The organism is Microbacterium oleivorans, from assembly GCF_013389665.1.
Classification (GTDB): domain Bacteria; phylum Actinomycetota; class Actinomycetes; order Actinomycetales; family Microbacteriaceae; genus Microbacterium; species Microbacterium oleivorans_C.
The window spans coordinates 583,668-604,239 of record NZ_CP058316.1; the positions used below are offsets into that span (position 1 = coordinate 583,668).

16 protein-coding genes and 1 pseudogene are annotated in these 20,572 nt (G+C 64.4%); 11 read left to right on the forward strand and 6 right to left on the reverse strand.

Features of this window, described 5'->3' with window-relative positions; all coding sequences use genetic code 11:
• The first annotated feature begins 55 nt into the window (after positions 1-55).
• The 3 genes from HW566_RS02775 to HW566_RS02785 all read left to right on the forward strand — a co-directional run bounded on the left by HW566_RS02775 (position 56) and on the right by HW566_RS02785 (position 2,563).
• Entirely contained in the window at positions 56-835 is a 780-nt protein-coding gene (locus HW566_RS02775) for an alpha/beta fold hydrolase (protein WP_178010216.1), read from the forward strand.
• Positions 836-910: 75 nt separating this feature from the next.
• Entirely contained in the window at positions 911-2,077 is a 1,167-nt protein-coding gene (locus tag HW566_RS02780) for a DUF697 domain-containing protein (RefSeq protein ID WP_178010218.1), read from the forward strand.
• Positions 2,078-2,164: 87 nt separating this feature from the next.
• On the forward strand, positions 2,165-2,563 hold the full coding sequence (locus tag HW566_RS02785; RefSeq protein WP_178010220.1) for a DUF6992 family protein: 399 nt from the start codon (positions 2,165-2,167) through the stop codon (positions 2,561-2,563).
• A gap of 82 nt (positions 2,564-2,645) precedes the next feature.
• Here HW566_RS02785 and HW566_RS02790 read toward each other — a convergent pair whose 3' ends face one another.
• Together HW566_RS02790 and ribB are read right to left on the reverse strand one after the other, a co-directional pair.
• Positions 2,646-3,938: a lysophospholipid acyltransferase family protein gene (locus HW566_RS02790; protein WP_178010222.1), complete on the reverse strand. Its 1,293-nt coding sequence runs from the start codon at positions 3,936-3,938 to the stop codon at positions 2,646-2,648.
• 1 nt (position 3,939) lies between these two features.
• Complete coding sequence (gene ribB, locus HW566_RS02795) at positions 3,940-4,611, reverse strand: 3,4-dihydroxy-2-butanone-4-phosphate synthase (protein WP_178010224.1); 672 nt, start codon at positions 4,609-4,611, stop codon at positions 3,940-3,942.
• A 117-nt stretch (positions 4,612-4,728) separates the two neighbouring features.
• On the opposite strand from ribB, the gene HW566_RS02800 reads away from it, so the two are divergent.
• A complete protein-coding gene (locus HW566_RS02800) occupies positions 4,729-7,029 on the forward strand; it encodes an MMPL family transporter (RefSeq protein WP_178010226.1) in 2,301 nt (766 codons plus the stop codon).
• Positions 7,030-7,135: 106 nt separating this feature from the next.
• On the forward strand, positions 7,136-7,639 hold the full coding sequence (locus HW566_RS02805; RefSeq protein ID WP_178010227.1) for a MarR family winged helix-turn-helix transcriptional regulator: 504 nt from the start codon (positions 7,136-7,138) through the stop codon (positions 7,637-7,639).
• Here HW566_RS02805 and HW566_RS02810 read toward each other — a convergent pair.
• On the reverse strand, positions 7,551-7,799 hold the full coding sequence (locus HW566_RS02810) for an RNA polymerase sigma factor (RefSeq protein WP_256728932.1): 249 nt from the start codon (positions 7,797-7,799) through the stop codon (positions 7,551-7,553). The genes HW566_RS02805 and HW566_RS02810 overlap by 89 nt on opposite strands.
• Before the next feature lie 65 nt (positions 7,800-7,864).
• Here HW566_RS02810 and HW566_RS02815 point away from each other — a divergent pair, with 65 nt between their 5' ends.
• Positions 7,865-8,329 (forward strand): hypothetical protein, encoded by a 465-nt coding sequence (locus tag HW566_RS02815; RefSeq protein WP_178010231.1) that lies wholly within the window; start codon positions 7,865-7,867, stop codon positions 8,327-8,329.
• 170 nt (positions 8,330-8,499) lie between these two features.
• Here HW566_RS02815 and HW566_RS02820 read toward each other — a convergent pair whose 3' ends face one another.
• Both HW566_RS02820 and HW566_RS02825 read right to left on the reverse strand, forming a co-directional pair.
• The gene (locus HW566_RS02820; protein WP_178010233.1) at positions 8,500-12,381 is read right to left on the reverse strand and encodes a hypothetical protein; all 3,882 of its coding nucleotides are present in this window, start codon (positions 12,379-12,381) and stop codon (positions 8,500-8,502) included.
• Between the two features lie 377 nt (positions 12,382-12,758).
• Entirely contained in the window at positions 12,759-12,974 is a 216-nt protein-coding gene (locus HW566_RS02825) for a hypothetical protein (RefSeq protein ID WP_178010235.1), read from the reverse strand.
• Between the two features lie 576 nt (positions 12,975-13,550).
• Between HW566_RS02825 and HW566_RS02830 the strand changes: the two genes are divergently transcribed.
• The 3 genes from HW566_RS02830 to HW566_RS02840 all read left to right on the forward strand — a co-directional run bounded on the left by HW566_RS02830 (position 13,551) and on the right by HW566_RS02840 (position 17,521).
• Entirely contained in the window at positions 13,551-14,819 is a 1,269-nt protein-coding gene (locus tag HW566_RS02830) for an RES domain-containing protein (protein ID WP_178010237.1), read from the forward strand.
• 301 nt (positions 14,820-15,120) lie between these two features.
• Positions 15,121-16,029: an abortive infection family protein gene (locus HW566_RS02835; RefSeq protein ID WP_178010239.1), complete on the forward strand. Its 909-nt coding sequence runs from the start codon at positions 15,121-15,123 to the stop codon at positions 16,027-16,029.
• Positions 16,030-16,264: 235 nt separating this feature from the next.
• Positions 16,265-17,521, forward strand: a complete 1,257-nt coding sequence (locus tag HW566_RS02840; protein WP_256728839.1) for a hypothetical protein — start codon at positions 16,265-16,267, stop codon at positions 17,519-17,521.
• A 113-nt stretch (positions 17,522-17,634) separates the two neighbouring features.
• Here HW566_RS02840 and HW566_RS02845 read toward each other — a convergent pair whose 3' ends face one another.
• Positions 17,635-17,784: a hypothetical protein gene (locus HW566_RS02845; RefSeq protein ID WP_178010241.1), complete on the reverse strand. Its 150-nt coding sequence runs from the start codon at positions 17,782-17,784 to the stop codon at positions 17,635-17,637.
• Between the two features lie 83 nt (positions 17,785-17,867).
• On the opposite strand from HW566_RS02845, the pseudogene HW566_RS02850 reads away from it, so the two are divergent.
• A pseudogene (locus tag HW566_RS02850) lies at positions 17,868-19,104 on the forward strand (IS3 family transposase).
• Between the two features lie 104 nt (positions 19,105-19,208).
• Positions 19,209-20,489, forward strand: a complete 1,281-nt coding sequence (locus HW566_RS02855) for a DUF262 domain-containing protein (protein WP_256728840.1) — start codon at positions 19,209-19,211, stop codon at positions 20,487-20,489.
• Positions 20,490-20,572: the final 83 nt, after the last annotated feature.

Below are 20,572 nucleotides of genomic sequence, written 5' to 3' on the forward strand. Positions count from 1 at the left end.
GGGCCGACCTGGCAACGGTCTCGGCTGTCGCACCCCTCCGGCTTACGGTGAACCCATGTTGCACTCAATCCGGCAGGGCTCCGGTAAGCCATTGCTCCTGGTTCATGGGCTCGGCTCCAGCAGCGGCAACTGGGCACCGGTGATCCCGGCGCTGGCGGCGGAACGCCGTGTGATCGCCGTCGACCTCCCTGGTTGCGGCGAGTCCGCGCCGCTCACCGGCGAGACCACGATCGCCACGCTGACGGGTGCTGTCGAGGCCTTCGTGCGCGACGCGGAGTTGGGCGACGTCGACGTGGTCGGTAGCTCCATGGGCGCCCGGATAGCGATGGAGATGGCGCGTCGAGGGCATGCCGGCAACACCGTCGCACTGGATCCTGGCGGGTTCTGGAATGACCGTCAGGCGGCGATCTTCGGTGCGAGCACCAAGGCTTCCGTAGCACTGGTGCGCCGGATCCAACCGGCGTTGCCGTTCCTCACGGGCAACGCCGTAGGCCGAACAGCCCTGCTGCTGCAGTTCTCCGCCCACCCCTGGAAGCTGCCGCAGGATCTGGTGCTGCGTGAGCTTCGTGGGTTCAAGACATCGACCAGCCTGGATCCCGCCCTTGATGCTCTGATTCACGGGCCCCGCCAGGAGGGGGCGCCGTCGGGTTCGCTCACGGGCAGGATGGTCATCGGATGGGGGCGGAACGACAGAGTCACTGTTCCGAGCGAGGCAGCGCGGGCGACCGAGCTGTTCCCGGATGCCACGCTGCACTGGTTCGAGAAGTGCGGTCACTTCCCGCACTGGGACCAGCCGGCGGAAACCGCGCGCCTCGTGCTGGACAGCACCGCCTGAGATGCGGCAAAGCGTGGAAGCGAAGCCCGTTCGCACGATGAGCCCGAATCCCTCGATGAGAGGGATGATCGACCTGTGACTGACAAGCGCGACAAGAAGACGCCGAAAGCCTCAGCAGCCGACGAGCGGGCGTTCATCGAGGCGAACACCGACGCGAAGTCGCGGTACGGGCGCTTCAACCTCGCCGTCATCGGCGGCACCGGCGTCGGCAAGTCCTCGCTCGTCAACGCGGTGTTCGGCCACGACCTCGCGAAGGTCGGAAAAGGCCTGCCCGTCACGCGGGGCGTGAAGTACTACAGCGATCCCTCTCTCGGCATCTGGGACATCGAAGGGTTCGAGATCGGATCCGCCGCTCCCCCGGCAGACATCTTGCGAGGTCATCTGCGGACGATCTCCGAACGCCCGGCCATCGAGCAGGTCTCCGTCGTCTGGTACTGCGTGCTCTCGCAGCTGCCGCGGCTCACACAGCCCGACATCGACATGATCCGCGAGCTCGATGCCGCGGGGCTGCCCGTCATCCTCGTGCTCACCAAGGTCGATTGGTCGAAGAACCCGATCACGGGCAAGCGCAGCGCACCGGACGACGTGACCGAGTTCCAGGAATGGCTCGAACACCCCGTCGATGGCGATGGCCGGCCGATCCACATCCCGATTCAGCGCGTCATCCTCACCTCCACCGCCGGCAAGCACGGGAAGGGCAAGGGGCACGGCCTCGGTGAGCTCGTGGCCGAGACCCTGACCCTCTCGCCGGACAACGAGAAGGACGCCTTTCGCATCGCGCAGAGACTCAACCTCCCGTGGAAGCGCGAACTCGCCCGCCCCGTCATCACCGGTGCCGCAGGAGCCGCAGCGGCAGCCGCGGCGGTTCCCGTTCCGGTTGCCGACGCCGTGGTTCTCGCGCCGATCCAGCTCGCGATGATGGGCCGGATCGCGGCGATCTACGACCTCGAGCTCACCACGATGATGTCGGCGGGAGCCCTCGCTCAGCTCGGCGTCCAGATCAGCGGACAGGCGCTGGCGCGGAGCTTCCTCAAACTCATCCCCGGTGCCGGGAGCGTCATCAACGCGGGAGTCGCCTTCGCCCTCACCGCCGCCACCGGCGAGGGCTGGCTGCGGCTGTGCGAGAACGTGCACACCGGCAAGATCGACGTCTCGAAGGTCACCGATTCGTGGGGCGACTACGCACCCGGGTTGCTCGAGGTCGTACGCAAGATGGCGGAGCGGCGCGTGCTGAAGCGCTGACACACTGATGGTGCGGCTGAGTGTAGGGCGCCGGCGGGCGGGACGACAGTGGCGGATGCCGCGGCCCCGCCGCACCATGATGGGTCCATGAGCTCCGCGCGCAGTGTGACCCGCACCGTCGTCCGTCGGCTGACGCGGTGGGGCACGGCATCCGTGCTCGTCGGTGGGGCATTCGCGTTCCCGCGACGCACGCGCGGGTTCGGAGTGCAGACCCTGATGTGGGGCGCGATCGACCTCGCGCTCGCGGCGGTCACCCGCGGGAGGGGCGAGGTCCCGAAGACGCAGACCCTGCGCCGCATCCTGCTCGTGAACACCGTGCTCGATGTCGGCTACGTCGCCGCGGGCGCCCATCTCACCGTCCGGACGCCGACGTTCGGCAACCGCGTGCGACCCGCCGACGCGCGCGGTCACGGCCTGGCCGTCGTCCTGCAGGGGGCGGCGCTGTTCGTCATCGATCTGACCGCCGCCCGGCGCCTGCGCCGCTGACACCCGATCAGCCCTGACGATCGGGCCATTCCGCTCGGGCCAGCTGGCGCAGCCGCCGAAGCACGTGCGACTGCGCCAGCGGTCAACGCGGACGGGAGGCCGACCCTGCTGCGTCACCGCCTTCCGGCGTCACGCGAGACAACTCCGCGATCCGTGCTCGCGCCCGCTCGGCACGCATCTCGGCTCGGGCATCTCCCCCCGTCGGCGCATCAGCGATCCGTCGGAGAGCTTCGAGCGCTTCGCCGACCCGCCCTGCCCCGCCATACAGCTCCGCGAGCGCCGCGAGCGCTCGCGTGTCTCCCGGCTCCGCTGACTCCTCACTTCGACGCAACGCCGCTTCGGCGCGCGCCGCACCACCACCCAGCGCAGCAGGCATCGCCAGGTACCAGCGGCCCATCAGATAGTTGGCCACCGCGTGATCAGGATTGGCGCGGAGCATCCGTCGCAACCGGCTCCCCGCCACGAGGCTCGGCAGAATCCGCAGCGCGAGCGGCCTGTGCACCAGCACGAGGCCCCGGAGGCGAGCCCGTTGCGCGAGCAGATCATGGGAGGCGGGATCGACGCGATCGAGGAGCGCGAGCAAGGAGTGCAATCGGCGGAAGGCTGCGGGGGGTAGCGACCCGTCCGCGGCGAGCGCCGAACTCGTCCGCTGGTCGAACGCGCGCGCGGCGCGACTCCCCCGCCCGCTGTGAGCGCGCGCCGACCGGCTCCCCGCTCGAGCGCCGCCGACGGCATCGAAGACGTCGCCGAGCTCGGCGTACATCGACACGATCGCCGCTTTCGTCTTGACCGCAATTCGGGCCGCGGCATCCGCTCGGCCCGAACTCAAGTCCGGAACGATCGGCTCGCCGAACGCGATCCGAGCGCGGGCACGTCGGCGGAACCACCGCGCCCCGGGCGGCAGAACATCATCCGTTCCCGTCATCGCCACGGGGATCACCGGAACATCTGACGCGACCGCGAATCGAAACGCGCCCGCGTGGAACGGCAGCAGGTCGCCGCCGGTGTTGCGTGTTCCCTCGGGGTACACGCAGAGCATGTCGCCGGCGTCGATCACGCGTCGCACTGCGCGCAGAGTGTCGGGCGTGGGCTGTTCGCGATCGACCGGGATGCCGTACCAGGCCGTCGTCCAGACCCGAGAAAGACGGGTCTCGAAGCTCTCGCGTTTCGTGAGGAACCACACCGGCCGGCCGACGGCGAACCCGACGACCGTCTCGACCAGGAAATGGTCGAAGTAGCTGCGGTGGTTGGGCACGAGCACGAACGGCCCGTCGGTCGGGAGGTTCTCGAGTCCCACGATGCCGTCGAGGTGCCGACGAACGAGCACGTGGATCATCGGCGCGCTGACGCGGCGCACGATGACGTCGGCACGCATGTCAGTCGTTCCGTTCGAGCAGGTATGTCCGCAGCTGCTCGATGCTCGTCATCAGCAGACCGTGGCGGGCGGCGAAACGGCGCAGGGCGTCGCGGCGGAGCATCTCTCCGTCCTCGCCGATGATCTCGACGATCACCCCGGCTGGCGCGCATCCGGCCAGCCGCGCCACGTCGACCGAGGCCTCGGTGTGCCCGGGACGGACGAGCACTCCCCCATCCCGTGCGATGAGCGGGAAGATGTGGCCCGGGCGCTGCAGGTCGTCGGCGCTCCCCGTCACGGCGAGCGCGATTGTCGTGGCGCGCTCCGCCGCCGAGATGCCCGTCGTCACACCGTTCGCGGGGGTTCCGTCGATCGACACGGTGAAGGCCGTGCCGCGGTGGTCCCCGTTGACCGCGACCATCGGCGACAGGTCGAGCTCGCGGGCTCGCCCAGCGGTCAGCGTGAGGCAGACGAGGCCCCGCGCGTGAGTGATCATGAAGGTGACGACGTCCGACGTGGCGTGTTCGGCGGCGACGACGAGGTCTCCTTCGTTCTCACGGTCTTCGTCGTCGACCATGACCACCATCTCGCCGCGCCCGATTGCGGCGATCACCTCTCGGATGGGGTCGAAGACCTGCTCGTTCGTTGCCTGGTTGGCGACGTCGCCGCCTCTCCGCTCGATCTCGGTTTCCATGTCGTTTCCTCCTCCGGCCAAACGGCCGCATATCGCTCGATCACCCATCAAGTACGTGCCGTATCATTACGTGTGACGCCATGTAAATGGCTTGACCCGACGATAGATCTGCCATACGTGGCGAGTCAAGCCCGAAATTCGGCGGAAGTTCTCGGTACAGCACGTCGATGTGGGATATACATGTTGCATCACGCATGTCGACCTCTGGAGCTGTCCCCTGTGAAGAAGATCACCGCATTCGTCATCCGTCGCCCGCGTTCCGTGCTCGCAGTGTGGGCGCTGCTCTTCGTCCTCGGCGCACTACTCGCCCTCCGCCTCGATGGCGCACTCAGTGGCGGGGGCTTCTCGAACCCCCGCGCCGAGGCCGCCGTTGCGCAGAAGACACTGCAGAGCACGTTCGGTGAATCACCGCAGCAGCTGGTCGTCGTCCTTCGCTCGGACGCCCCGGTGGCCGTCGCCGATATCGAGACCGCTGCCCGACTCGCCACGGACGCCGGTGCGGAGTCGATCGCGGGTCCCGCGGATCAGCCCGACCTCAGCTCCCCCGACGAACGGACCGTCGCGCTCATCGCCGGTTTCGACGACGACAGCACGACCGTGCAGAACCTCGTGCCGGATCTGCAGGCCGAACTGAATGCCGCCGGACTTGCCGCCGACGGATACGTGACCGGTCAGCCCGCGCTCGACTTCCAGCTCAACGCGCACTCGAAGGCCGACGCGCTGCGAGCCGAAGTGATCGTGTTCCCGGTGCTCATCGTCGTGCTGCTCGTCGTCTTCGGGTCGGTGGTGGCGACGCTCCTCCCCCTGCTCGTCGCGGGGTCGGCGCTGATGATCTCGCTCGGGTTCGGCACGCTCGCGACGCAGGTGACCGAGATCTCGAACCTGTACTCGAACATCGTCTCGATGATCGGCCTCGCCGTCGCCGTGGACTACTCGCTGTTCATCATCAAGCGCTTCCGGGAGGAACTGGCCGCCGGCCGGACGACGCCCGATGCGGTCATGGAGACGATGGCGACGGCCGGGCATTCCGTCCTCTTCAGCGGCATAGCCGTGGCGGTGGCGCTGTCGGCTCTGTTCATCCCGCAAGTGATGGCACTGACGAGCATCGCCCTGGGCGGGGTGGTCGTGGCGCTCGTAGCCCTCGCCGTGACGATGCTGGCACTGCCGGCAGCGCTCGTGCTCATCGGACCGCGCATCGACGCCGGCCGCATCCCCTTCCTCACCCGTCGTGCGAAGCCTCCCGTCACGAAAGCCGCCGTCGTGTCGTCGCGAATCCGCCGTCCGGGTCTCGTCGGTGCGGCGGGTGCCCTCGTCCTCGCGATCGTCGCCCTGCCGGTTCTCGGGCTCTCGCTGCAGTCGCCCGTCGCGAGCGCGACCGTTCTGCCGGCTGACGACCCGGCCCGGCAGGGTCTGGAGCTGCTCGAAAGCGAGATCGGACAGCAGGGGCTCTTTCCGGTCGATGTCATCGTGACCTTCCCGGCGGGAGCGGAGCCGTCCCGCGCGCTCGACCAGACGGCGACGGCGAGTGCCTGGCTCGCGGAGCGGGATGGCGTCGAGTCGGTGCTGGATGCCGCGACTCTCGCGCCGGCCGGAAGCCCCGGCGCGCTCGCCCTCGAAGCCGGCACGACGCCCGAGCCGCTGCAGCGCCTCTGGAGTGCGGAGGGCGGCCGCATCTCGACCCGCTTCCTGGCAACGACGTCCGAGGGCCCCGACTCGGTGGCGGCGCACGACCTGGTGGTCGAGGTGCGGAACGGTCTGAGCGGTCAGCTCGATGATGGTGCGAAGGTGGTGGTCACGGGGGCCACGGCCCAGGGGCTCGACTTCGATGACACGTTGATCGGCAGCATCCCGTTGATCGCCGTCGTCGTTCTCGTGCTGACGTTCGCGATGCTCGCGTTCGCGTGGCGGTCGGTGATCCTGCCCCTGCTCGCGCTGGGCTTCAACCTCTTGGTGGTCGGTGCGAGCGTCGGCGCGTTGACGCTCGTGCAGGGGTTGATCAGTAATGAACCGCTGAACTCCGTGACGCCGATCCTGCTGCTCGCCGTGATGTTCGGACTCAGCATGGATTACATGGTGATCATCATGTCGCGCATGCGCGAGCTGTATCGGGGCGGTCTGCCGTTCGATCAGGCCGTGCTGCGGGGCGCGGCTGTCACCCGCGGGATGATCAACAGCGCGGCGCTCATCATGGTGGCGGTGTTCCTGTCGTTCACGACCGCGCAGATCAGCATCGTGCGCGAGATCGGCATCGGCCTGGCGATCGCCGTCGTGTTGGATGCCGTCGTCATCCGGATGCTGGTGATGCCGAGCGTTCTGCGGGCGATCGGTCCGCGGGCGTTCGGGCGGCGGGAATCCTCGCCCGATGTTCCGTGGGCTACCTCTGCGGCCGAGTCGCCGGCGGAGGCCGTGTCGCGCTGACGCGGTGCGGGGGTCGGTCGGGGCGCGTGCCGACCGGCCCTCTGCCGCGCGTGCTGGCACAATGGCTGGAGCTTCATCGTCCGCTTTCGAACGGCTGGATCCCCGCATGACCGATGCTGACTCGACCACTGCTACGTCCGATGGTGTGCCGGGGCTCGCGCCGCTCGAGCTGCGGTATCTGGTGCTGGCCGCGCAGCGGGAGGGCAACCGCGCGCTGGGTCGCCGGCTCGAGCCGTTCGGTCTGACGTCGTCGCAGTTCGAGATCGTGCTGGTGCTGGCCGAGTACGGTCCGATCACGCTGAAGGAGCTGGGCGAGCTGATCGTCTGCGAGCTCGGCAGCCCGAGCCGCATCGTCGACACGCTCGTGCGTCGGGGCTTCGTGGAACGGTCGACACACGCGTCCGATCGACGCGCCGTCGCCCTGCAGCTGACCGTCGCGGGGAAAGCGCTCGTGCCGCAGCTGCGTGAGATCGAACGATCTACCGACGAGCGGGCGCGCGCCGAGCTCGATCACGCCGACCTCACCGGCCTGGCGAACGCGCTTCGGCAGTACTTGGACGGAAGCGAGTACGGGCAGGTTCTGGATCGGCGGTTTGGGGCGGGGCGCTGAGGGTCGCCGCGAAGTGCCGCCCTGGCGCCCATTCACGTAACTCGCTTCGCAACCGAGCTTTGGCCCTCGACAGGCGAGACTTCACCGTCCCCTCGGGGATTCCGAGGGCGGCCGCCGCGTCCCGAGTGCTGAGTTCGTGCACGACACAGAGCAAGAGCACCTTCGATTCGCGGGCGCTCAAGCTGCTCAATGAGTCTCGGACCGCGACGGCGACGGGTGGTGCGGTTGGGCTCAAACTTCCGCCTGTCGAGGCGGCTCACCGATGGCATCGAGGATCTCGCTGACGAGGTCGTCCGCTCCGCGTCGCATCGGGCGGGGCTGTACCTGTCGTCGGCATGGACCGAGGCATATGGTCTGGAACCGGATACAAGCAAAGTCATGACGGAATCGATCCGCGCTGTTGAAGCAGCAGCGGGTCCGCGGGTCCTGCCAGAGGACAAACGGGCTACGCTCGGGAAGATCGTCGCGTCCCTGAAGAGCCGGACGGATTGGCACCTGGTTCTCGACCGGCGGGACGACGACCATCCGGACCATCATGCCGTTGTTGTGGGGATGATTGAGACTCTGGCGTTCGCGCAGAGAGATCGCCACGCCGGCGCTCCGCCGACTGTCCTCCAGGCGCAAGGTCATGTTCAGGTGGCGGCGAATCTCGTCAATTGGTTCTCAACCGGCGTGGTCGAATTCGATTGACTCGCTCTATCGCTACACGCGAAGTCTCCACTTCTACGTTCAGCCCGGAGCGTATCCTCAAACGCGCAGCGCGCGCTGAGGGCCTCCGAGCGTGTGTCGCCGACCCCATAGCCTGCGGGTGGCGCGATGCGCCACCCCAATAGCGGGTCGCTTCGTCCATGGCGAGAGTCCTAGGTTGGGATCCAGTCTGTGACCTTCGAGGGGGACCCGACACCTCCGGCGTGCAAGGTTCGGCCGTTTCCGGAGACGAATCGACTTCCGTTGTCGTCGAAGAAGTACGTCCCAGAAAGTGAACGAATAAGCGGTTCGCCGTCGCGTTCTCGACGTCCGAAGTCGGGGTACAGCAATCGCTTCTCGGCGGTTACCGTGGTAAACAACGCCGATCCGGTGTCCGCAATCCAACGCTCAAGATGGTCACGACGTATGAAGAGTGCGTCGGGACCAAGCTGCTCTCGAGCGCCGAAGTTGGCGGCAACAACGCCATGGTCGGCGGCGGACCAGAGAAAGTCGCCGTACCGTCGAAGCCCAAGGGCTTTTGCGAAGGTCGTGGATGGAACTAGCCCGCGGACGTGCCGACTCTTGGATGCATCCCAGTCGCTGCCGGTTCCGCCGTATCTGGTTGACGGCATCTCAAAGGGCACAGGGATAGTTCTTCGGTCGTGTTCGTCGAGTGGACCGAGCGTTGGCCAGCGGCTCCCAAACGGATGTTCAGCCAAGAAGAGGCCGTACGGATCGCCGGTCCATGGCAATTGTCTCGCGGTCCAGTCCCGACCTTCTGCCCAGAACTCGAGCGATGGGAGGTCTTTGCTCTGGACGACGTAGGACCGGAATTGCATCCAGGCATCAAGGTGTGGGCGTCCCATGGCCTTTAGCTCTTCGGATCTGTCCTCTTCCCAGGAGAGGTGTCCCTCGAGCATCACCCATGTGGATAAATCCTCTGGCGAGGCTACGTTGACTAGCGCTGCTGGTGAGGGCAGGCCTTCGTTCGTGGTCACCCAGGAGCGATCCAAGACGGTCGGGAACGTCGCTGCCTTCGGTGCAAACCAGGTCTGCTCGGTCGACTCCCACGCCCTGTTCACCGGAGCTTTGAGCAAGCAGGAGGGATCTATGTCGGGGTCATCAATGTCGTTCGGCTCGTCGAATGTTCCGCCGGGTAGTTCGTCGTAGCGTCGGCGCATCGGGTAGTTATCCGCGAGGCGGCCGAGGATCTCCCAATAGGCGATCCATTGATACTTCTTGCCGATCCTCTCGAGGCGATCGTCGCGTTCACCGTATCGCGAGATCGACTTGTCTATGGGGCCGAGGATCTCGGGCGTCCAACCGAGGTCGATGACGCGGTCGAATATCAAGCCGGCGACGTCGTTCGGTGAGATGGATTTCGGCAGGTCGATGTGCCGGAGCGCCGAGTTGATTATGTACTTCCGGAAGTCTCCGAAGTCAGACATCAACGACGTGCCGATTCCGACGTACACGTAGTCGGGGGCGCCAGTCATCTGCTTGATCTGAGCTCGGGAGTGGACGGTCTCAGGTAGATCGAGGCCGTACGGCGGCTGCACCGCCATGCGTGCTGCGTCGTCGACGATCTCGCTCGCGCTGTCTGCGGCGATCTCAACAACGCGCCTTGCGTAATGCCGCGTTAGGAGGTGGACGGGCCAGTAGGAGCGGTCGAGCGTCGCTCGAATCACGGCTATCGCATGCTGCTCCGCCGATTCTAGCGACGACGCGCGCGCGGCGGCGCCGTACACTGCCGCGAACGCCCGTTCCTCGATGTACGGGTCTGCGGAGAGCCGCGCAGAGTCCAGGACAGCGCTCGCGAGTGAAGCATGCTCCTCAAGAAGGCAGACGAGAGCTTTGGTCGCGTTGTCTCGCACGCGTCGCCTGGTGGCGCCGAGCATCCAAACCAACTGGACTGCTGCCAATCGGGCCTCATGGATCGCGAGGCCGGCGGAACGTGGCGACCATACCCAGTCGCTGAGACGACCCGCGACGTCGCCGTTGTCGGCGTCGTGGTTCAGGAAGTCGGTCCACGTTGCGTCCCTGGCTGGAAGCGTCGAGTGCGAAAGGTGCCCCTCTAGCCACTCGATGTTGAGTGGATGGCCGACGACCGAACCTATTGCGACCAGTACCGCGTACAGTTCCCAGCGGTGCTCGGCGTCTTCGAGAAGGTTACGGGCGAGTGCCTCAGTCCGTGCCGTGATCGAGGGAACTGATCGCCACTTCAAGCTTTCGACGAATGCTGCCTCGGCCTCCCACCGCGACTCGCCAGAAGTGAGGACGTCGAGCAATTCATCCGTGTACGTCTCAGGGAACATCGCCGTGAGAGCGCCGAGTACGCCAGCGTTCCTGTACCAGTTCGCCGCTAGTGAGTTACACTTTGCGATCGCTTCGTCCCTGCCAAGATCAAGCAGCGTGCGTGCGATCGTGATATCTCCGAGTCGCTCGTAAGCAAACCGGACCTGGATTTCGTCGCTGTGCCGGACCTCCGCGAGCAATCCTTCCTTCAGCAGACCCTGCAAGAGGCTCGCACTCCACGCACGGTTTGGGAGGAGTTGATCGGAGATTGCGAGAGCATCCGCGAAGGGAACCAACGCACGCTCCGAGCTCCTTCGCGCGAGTTCGTTGCACATCCGCTGGACCAGCGGAAGGTGCGAGGGAAAGTCACATCGTGTAGGGGAAGCAAGTTGCGTGTTTACCGAGCCGAGGATCAGTTCCGACAACCAGCCAAGACCACCGATCTGGCGAGGAAACGAGCTTTCGCCTTGCCGCTGGAGCGCCGTGCATATGAGCTTGAGCACGAGTGGATTCGTGAAGTCTGGCTCGATAATCGGAGAGGTTGGTGGCCTAATGCCGTACTGCGCGACATAGAACTCGAGCTGCTCGGTGGTGAGATCAGTGAATCCATCGTGTCGCACTGTGAGCATGCGGTCGGCGGCAGTAGAGCTGACCGCCTCGTCCAGAAACTCTGTTCGGCAGGACACCACCACCCGGATGTGTTCGTAGCCGGCGGCACGTTCAAGGAACGCCTCGAGCCCACGCTTCCAGTACCCACGGTTGGGGACTTCGTTGATCCCGTCGATCATGATCAGCGCGATGGAACCGCACGCCTGCGCTGCGATCTCAAGGGCCGGAAGCAATTGCGCAGGCGGTCCGCCAAATCCCGATAAGCGGGCAACCTCCGCTTCTATGGAATTCCCAAGCTCGAATTGCTCCCCCATCAGAAGTAGTGTCGGATGGCCTTGCCCAATTCTTGAGACCAGCGTGTCGCAAAGTAGGTGGGTCTTCCCGACTCCGCCTGTTCCCAAGAGCAGGACCGCACTGTGTGACCACGCGTCCCAGGCATCCGACCGGAGAAGGGTGCCGACGTCAGCGACCGCCTCAAGTAGGCGACCGGTATCGGCAGCGACTTGTGCGCGGTCGCCACGAAGGTGCCCCTCAGACGCCGTATCCCACATTCGATCTCGAATGCGGGCCACCGCCTCGACGGCAGTCGAGTAGCACTCGAGGTCGCGCGGAATGCGCAGCGATGCCTCTGCTTCGACCAGGGCATCCGCCAGATTGCTGACCAGTCGTTCGACCAGACGATTGCCCTCCGCAATCGCATCGCGGTCGCCGTGATCAGCATCGGACGGGACTCGAAGACCATACTGTGTCGCTTTGCGTATGCCGACGAGCGTGTCCCGAATCATCTGGACCAACACTGGGCCGCGTGCAAGTGCATCGATCGTCTTCGCGATCGGCAAAGTCACGTTGGTGTCGGGCGAGTAGCGAGGGCCGGCGGTTAGTACCGCTTCGCGAGCCACACGTTCCAGGTCTGATTCGGAGAAGGAGTCCTCGTCGAACCAATAGCGGAGGTGGCCAACTTGCGCTGGACTCCGCAGGCATGGCCCGAGTTCGCCGTCGCCAATAAAGACGATCTGCACGGTGCGGCCGAGCGTGCTCGCCTTCTCCTGTTGCGCGACTACCCAGTCATCCCATCGGGTCTTCGCGCTCTTGACCCCAGGCCGGTCGCCGGCGGCGAGGTCAAACGGCATAGCAACGTAGTAGCGCGCCATCGTCGGCTCCAGCTGGAGCGCGCGTTCAAAGGACTCACGAACGTCTGCGAGGGCAGTCGAGGTCAGCGAGAAGTAGTACTTCGCTTGCCAACACCATGTTTCACCATCGGGCAGTATCCCTCGGCCTTCCCGCCCACCGTCGGGATTTCCGAACCGTTCGAAGCGTGTCCCGGGGGGCCAACTGATGAGGCCAGCGTCTCGCAGCAACTCCGACACCAGCTCCTCGAACCCGTCGGCCTGGGTTCCTCGCGGCGGTTTGGATCGGATAGTCCGATAGTCGATGGGCGGCAAGAGTGCGATCAGTCTGTCCTTCCGTGGCGATCATTAAGCCGAAGCACTAGCGCGCGCGGCCACGACAATGCGACCGGGCCGGCGCGCTAGAGGACGTCGTCGATGTCACTCTCGCTCTTGTATCCCTGGTCGGAGATGATCCGGTTCATCTCGTCCAGATCGGCCTGCCACACGGCGCGCTGAGTCGTAGAGTCGATTGGACCCGCGACGCCACCCGAGGCGATCCCCTGCGCGACATACCCCTCAGGAATCTCGTCGACGTACTCACCATCGCGGGGACCGAACTCAAGAAGAAATACCATGAGCTCGAAGCTAGCGAACGGACCGTGCCTTGGCCGCCGACGACCCACGCTGATTGAGGACGACGACCCCACCCGGTCGCTCGACAGGCCTACGCCTCCCTTCACTTCTTGCGTGCAGCGCGTGCGAGGTCGCGGACCTCGACCGCCTCGGGGCGCATACGTTCGGACCGAGCCGAGCTGTCGGCATGAAGGCGTGCTGAGTCCAAGCTCGATCCCGCGCCAACGCGGAGTACACATCAATGCGACGCGCCCAGGGCGGTCATGTTCGGGGGCGGAGACCGAGGTTCGTGCACAGTCATCCCCATGCGGGCGATGCAGAGAGCGGTTCGCTCGACGCGCATTCGCTTGACCTCTGTTCGGGCGGATCGGAGGCGACACATCGACAGCAGGTCAGCACATGTGCCACCGCACCCCTGAGGAGGCGACCTCGAGAATGGGCAGCAAGATCCCGCCCGAGCGGCCCGCCACCTTCTTGGAGCTTCGACGATCGACGGCGGCATCGGCCTGGGTCATCCGATTCGTTCGCGCCGTCATACAGGGCTGAATCTTCACCCCGTGGATCGATAGCATCAGCCGGTGGAACCCTCAGATTTCTATGGCATCTACGGCATGGACGAGACGGTGTGCCTCGACCACATCACCGACCGTGTTCTGCGCGATCTACTCTCGCTTCGGCTGTCGGAGTTTAGGTGCAGTTTCTGCGGTCGATCCGAGCCGGACGGCGGTATACCGTTCGCAATACTCATGGACGAGCTGGGAGACCGCGTTTGGGAGGCCGCCAACTGGCTATACGAGGGAACTGAAGACGTTCAATTCTCAGAGGACGGTGAGCCCTGGTCCTACGAAACCTTGTACGAGACAAACGATGTCATTTATGACACGGTAGAGGACGCCCTCGACCCACGATTCTCGATGGAGATTGTGGAGCGAATCAAGGAAGCCACGAAAAGCACCGACTATTGGGTTGGCAGCGAGCGTGCCGATCCCTCGGCGATCGGTTGGGCCTCGTTCGCTCGCACCGTGCGATTCGAATCCCGCTTCGTCTTCATCGGCTCATCAGAGCGCCCAGGATACGAGGACGAGCCGCCCGCGCGCATAGCTCGGTTCCTCGAAGCGCTCCTCACGTACGTCGAGTCCGACCTGTTGATCGAGCTGCCTGCCGGGTCGACCCTCTACCGCGGACGGATGGCTGATGACGTGTCGACAATCCGCGAGAAGGTTCAGATGGAGCCGAGCGGAGAACTCGGACCCGCGCCTGCCAACCTGGCGGAGACTGGGAGGCTATCAGCGCGCGGAATCGGTCTCTTCTACGCAGCTGACGATCTGGACACCGCCGTCGCCGAGATTGCCCTCCACTCGAACTATGACCAAGCGATCGTAGGTGGGTTCACGACGACCCGTCCGCTCAAGGTGCTCGACTTCACGCGCCCGCTGCTGGACCTTCCCAGCGTCTTCGCGACTGACTCCGAGAGCCGCAGGCGATGGACGTTCGCTCGCTTCAAGAATCACTTCACCGACATGATCTCCGCGCCGGTACTTCTGGACGGTCGTCAGCTCGTGGACTACACCCCTTCCCAGGTCGTTTCGGAATGGCTCAGATTTGTCCCGAAAACGCGTATCGACGGTATCGCATGGCCCTCCCACGTCACCAAGGGAGAGGGTAAGAACCTCATGCTCTTCTTCGGGCCAGGCACAGACTTTCAGACAGATCCTCCGACCGAATCGGAGCAAAAGCGGTATCCGTCAAAACACCCCGCGCTGACGTTGTCGCGTGCCGACATCACTGAGCACCGCGTTGAGCGTTCGGTCGCAGTGTTCGCGCTGGAGGTTGACCAAGATTGGTGAGACGCGCCGCACGCTCTATCTGCCTCGGCCTCCAGACACACGAGAGGTAAAGACCTCCGAAACGTGCGTCCGCCACTCTTCCTGAGATGCCGCCCCGACCGCGTCAACAAATGCCAAGCCTGGCCCGTTCGCCCATGATGCTGTGATGCACGAGAGCACCGCAAGAAATGACCTGACTGTCCGCGCGGAAACCGGACCACCACCCGCCGGCCTACGCGATCGCAAATGGCTCACCAGTCGTGAGCCTCATAGTGCCGCGGCAGGTCGCGGACGAACGGGCTCAACTGCTTAGGCTTGTCCCATGCCGCAGAACAGAATCACTGTCGCGATGCGCACCGACATCTTCGACTGGTTGGCGCTGAGCTCTCACCATTGGGCCGGCGACCAGGAGGAGCCGGACTTTCTCAGCCGGTTGTTTGATCTGCGGTCATTGCCGAGCACCGACGGCCGCCCACAGTATCCGACTGCTGCCGAGGACATCTGGCAGCACCGCGTGAACAACCGCACCGACTGGGACGACAACTGGGTGTTCGGCGACTCGCGTTTCAACCTGTGGCACGTCGATGACGGCTTGTTCCTTCAGTTCCTCGTGCAGACCGTCAACCCTGCTGTGCGCCGCGACCCCGCTGCCGCGGCGGCTATGGTCCAGGCGTACAACGACGTGCTCCGACGTGCAGGGATCGAGCTAGCAGAGGACCGCCGAGTTGGTGAAGGCGCGTACTACCGCCCACAGAATACTTCGGGAGTCAACTCTCCATCGGCCATGGTGGTTGCACCGCCGGATGTAAAGAACACGGACGTTCTCGCTGCGCAGTTGACGCGCCTGCGCCGGGACATCGACACTGACCCGGCTGCGGCCATCGCGCATTGCAAGGAACTCATCGAAAGCCAGTGCAAATTGGTTCTCAGCGAGCTCGGGAAGCCATACGACGACCGTGCCGAACTACCCGCGCTATACCGCGCCGCTTCCGAGGCCCTCGGGATCCATGCCCAGAGTGTGTCGGGTGACGCCCGGGCATCGGAAGCGATACGGACCGTGTTGCGGAGCCTGGCGTCGGTTGTTCAGAACGTTTCGGCTGCCAGGAACGCGATGGGCACCGGACACGGGCGCGGCACTGCCAGCCCAGCCGAGCGCCGCCATGCACGTCTAGTGTTCAACGCGACCGTCGCCATCACTGAGTTCGTCGCCGACACGTGGAGCGCCCACTGAGCGTGTCTGGGATCACCACCATCGTGTGAGACGAGTCCTGCTCTGAGAACGAGAATCCGACGGCAGTCGCCTGCAGCGATCGTCCTCGCGTCGCGCTCGAATCACGGAAGGTTCGCGCGTTTGCGACGGCGCCCGTACATCGGTCCTTCGGCGCCCAACAACCTGCTTCGGCCCCGCGAACGTGACCTCTTCGCATTACGCGTTGTGGATTCCTCGGATGCGATTGAATAGCTCCGTGATCGATCCGACTTCAGATGCGCTCATGAAGGCCGTGGTGGATCGCTACATGAAGTCTGGAGACTTCAACGGGCTCCACCTCCACGGCGACATCGATCCAGCGCTGATCGAAGTCGCAAAGGGTTTGGTTCGCGACGGCAAGCTTCAGGTGATGGTGGCGGACGTCGATTACCTGAACCCGCACATCCGGCCCTGGCCCTCGCGGCGCACGATCGAGTCGCAAATGGAGTCGGTCGACACGCTGGCCGGCCCCGGCTACGGCGTGGTCCTCTACCCGACTCCGCTCGCCTTGAAGGGAGTGCGCGTCCCCACTCGGCTAAGAGCCCACCCGTTCGGAGCGGCGATGGCCAAGGGGCGCGGCAGGCTCGAGCTCGCCTACTTCAGCTTCGACGTCCTCGAGCCATACAGGAATGACCCGCGTTATCACTTCACGTACTGGGACTTCGGCGTAGACATGGGAATCGGCGATGAGGCCTATCTCGACGAGACCGAACTGGAGCGCGACAAGGTATCGCTGAGTCATCTTGGCTTTGCCTACGATCTCTCGGGGTACGACCGGGAGGACGTCAACACCCCGATCGTGCGCCGTGTGGCCGCGTTCTATGGGGACCTGAGCAAGCTCACGCCCGAGCACCAGCAGCGCTGGCAGTCGTACCAGGTCGAAGACGACGGACTCAAGCCGCACCCGATGTGGTGGAAGTCGCAGATGGGGCATTGGCCGGATGGCGTGGGGCCGTTCGATCATCTGTTCCTAGAACTCGAGAGCCTCAACGACCTGTGGACGGGAGCCTTCGGTGAGGCGCTTTTCAAACATGTCGACAGGCCGCGCGACTTCGGCTGGATTCTCCGTCCGTCCCAGCGCGAGTGGGACGAGTTCATCGTGCAGCTCGACAAGCTGCTGTCGGACAACATCCGTCGTGATGCGCTCGACGCGGCAGGCGCCCCTAAGAAAGACAAGAACGATCAGAACTTGGGCACGCTGTCTCGGCTCGCTGTGCAGCTAGAGTCCAGAGGCTTCAGCGTGGGCGATGCGAAAGAGGTAATGCGACCGCTCCGCGAAATTCGCCAAGCGCGCCAGAAGCCGGCCCATGCCCTACGCACAAACATCACAGATCGAACCTTTGTGCACCGTCAGGTGGCTCTGCTGGAGGAACTCGGCGCCACCCTGAGCGCTATGGTGCGCTGGTTGTCGACTCACCCAAGCAACCGCGAATGGAAGCCGAGCTTCGATCCGGAGACGTACTACCGGATATAGACCTACTCAGCCCCGCGGGACCGATCAGTCCTACTCGGAGAGGCTGGTCCGGTTCCGACTAGATCGAGCAGCTGTCGGCGCGTAGGGCTCGGTGGCGAGTTGAGCCCGCGACATCAGCCTCCGCGCGACTGTCCGAAGGTCTTTGCGACGTAGGCGCCCAACCGAGCGAGCTTCTTCCACCCCGCCGAGATCACTATGACCGTCAGTAACGGGCCGAACCACCAGTGCGTGGTCACGTTGACGACGACGGCCTTCCAGATCATCTCGAGCGTGGTCCAGCGACCATCCCAGATCAATTTGAATCGGCCTGACTTTCGTTCCGTTCTTCAAGCAAGGATGGAACACGATGAACAGGAAGTATTCGCCGGAGATGCGTGAGCGGGCGCTCAGGATGCTCGCGGAGACGCGACCTTCGCATCCCACGATGATGAGCGCCGTCCGGCACGTGGCCGGGCTGCTCGGGATGAGTCCGGAGACGTTGCGATTGTGGCAGCGCCGCTACGAGATCGATGCCGGGGTGAAGCCCGGTGTCACGACCGAGGCCGCGGCCGAGATCAAGCGCCTGCAGAAGGAGGTCTCTGAGTTGCGAAAGGCGAACGAGATCCTCAAGGCTGCGAGCATCTTTTTCGCGAAGGAGCTCGACCACCCCTCGACGAGATGATCCGGTTCATAGGCGAATACCGGGATCGTTTCGGGGTCGAGCTCATCTGTCAGGTCCTGCGACCGGCAGTGAGAGGATTCCTCACCTCCCGCGGCTATCGCGCCGCGGTCAGCCGCGCGCCGTCCGCCAGGCAGCTGCAGGATGACCTGCTGGTTCCCGAGGTCGTCCGGCTGCATGCGGAGAACTACGGCGTCTATGGGCGCCGGAAGATGCACGCGCTGATGCGACGGCAAGGGTGGGAGATCGGCCGTGACCAGACTGAACGTCTCATGCGGCTCGCCGGTGTTCGCGGGGTGCGCAAGTCCAAGCGAGTGTTCACGACGAAGTCTGATCCCGCCCTGCAAAGACCGACCGATCTCGTCAATCGCCGATTCACCGCTGACGGTCCTCGCCGCCTCTGGTCTGCGATGTCACCTATGTCGCCACCTGGTCAGGGTTCGCATACGTCGCGTTCGTCACCGACGTCTACTCGCGGCGCATCGTGGGCTGGAACGTCGCGGCCACGCTTCGGGCGGAGATCCTGCCGATGCAGGCTCTGGATATGGCGGCGTGGGAGGCCGGCGATGACCTCACCGGGCTGACGCATCATTCGGACCACGGATCGAACTACATGGCGATGGTCTACACCGACCGGATCGTCGAACTCGGCGCCATCCCATCAACGGGGACGGTCGGCGACAGCTTCGACAACGCGATGGCCGAAGCCGTGAACAACCTCTACAAGACCGAGCTCATCCGCCAGCGCGGACCCTGGCGGACGGTCGAGCAAGTCGAGCTGGCGACGCTCGAGTGGGTGTGGTGGTGGAACAACCAGCGACTCCACGGCGAGCTCGACATGCGCACCCCCATCGAGGTCGAGGACGCGTACTACGCTGACCAAGAATCAGGCCAGCCGGCACCTGCCGGACAAGCCTCCCGATAGGAACGAAAGTCAGGCCGATTCACTACGAGGAGCTGGATGGACTCTTTCCGGACGAGCTTCGGGGGACGGCGCTGCCCTTCTTTATAGATTGGCTGAAGGACCGCGTGCAGCTTGTGCAGATCACGGCGTACGCCGACGATGACGCATACGCAATCTTCGAAACGATGAACGACCGGGGGCTCAAGCTCACACCGGCCGACATGCTCAAAGGTTTCTTGCTCGCCAATGTGAAGGACGGCTCCCCGCGCACGAAGGCAAGTGAGATCTGGCGCAAGCGGCTTCGCGCACTCGACGACAGGGCTGAAGAAGCGAGTGCAGACTTCCTTAAGACCTGGCTCCGGAGCCAGTACTCAACGAGGATTCGCGAGCGTAAGAAGGACGCGCGACCGCAGGACTGGGACCGTATCGGCACTGAATTCCACCGGTGGCTTCGCCAGGACCACGACCGCATTGGCCTAACGAGTCGACAAGCGTACTTCGACTTCCTGACCGTCCAGTTCACCTTCTACAGCCGTCAGTACGAACGGATCCTTGATGCTGGTCGAGGGGCTTTCGATCCAGAGAGCCCGCTCCGCTTCATCCGCTACAACGCGGACCACCGATTCACACTGCAGGACCAGCTTCTCTTGGCGCCCCTTCGCGTTACCGACGACGCCGCGACCATTACTCGAAAACTTGAGCTCGTCGGGCGATTCGCTGACATCCTGCTCGCCTGGAGAATCTGGAACTTCCGAGCCACTGACTACTCGACCATGCAATACGCCATGTTCACTGTCATGCGTGACATCCGAGGTCTCGACGTGCCGGAACTGGGAAGGAAGCTTTACGACTATTTGATGGGCGTTTCTGAAACGTTCGATAGTAACGAGGACCTGTACGTACACCAGCAGAACCGCAGTCAGCTCCACAAGATCCTGGCGCGTATGACGGACTACATCGCAGTTGCTTCTGGGCACGCGTCGGGCTATATCGAGCTCACTAATGGCTCCAAGGTGAAGTACGAGGTGGAGCACATCTGGGCTGATCATCCCGAGCGCCACGCTGACGAGTTTGGCCACCCGGCCGACTTCGCCCGCCATAGGAACCGAATCGGGGATCTTCTCTTGTTGCCCAAGCAGTTCAATGCTAGCTACAACGACGATCCGTTCGAGAAGAAGCTGCCTCATTACTTCAGTCAGAACGCCCTGGCAGCCAGCTTGAATTCACTCAGCTATGAGAAGAACCCTGGCTTCCTGGCCTTCACTAAATCCAGCGGCCTCCCCTTAAAACCGTACGACGAGTTCAAGGCGGCGGACGTGATCGAGCGTGGCCACCTCTATCGCGACATAGCGAAGCAGGTGTGGAACCCCGATGTACTGCTCGAGCTTGCGGAGAGCAGTAGTTGAGAGCCGCTGAATCGCCGACGTGCCGACGCCTAGTCAGCAAGTCGTTCCAGGCCGAGCTCGGGACCTTTTTCGGCGCAGACCAC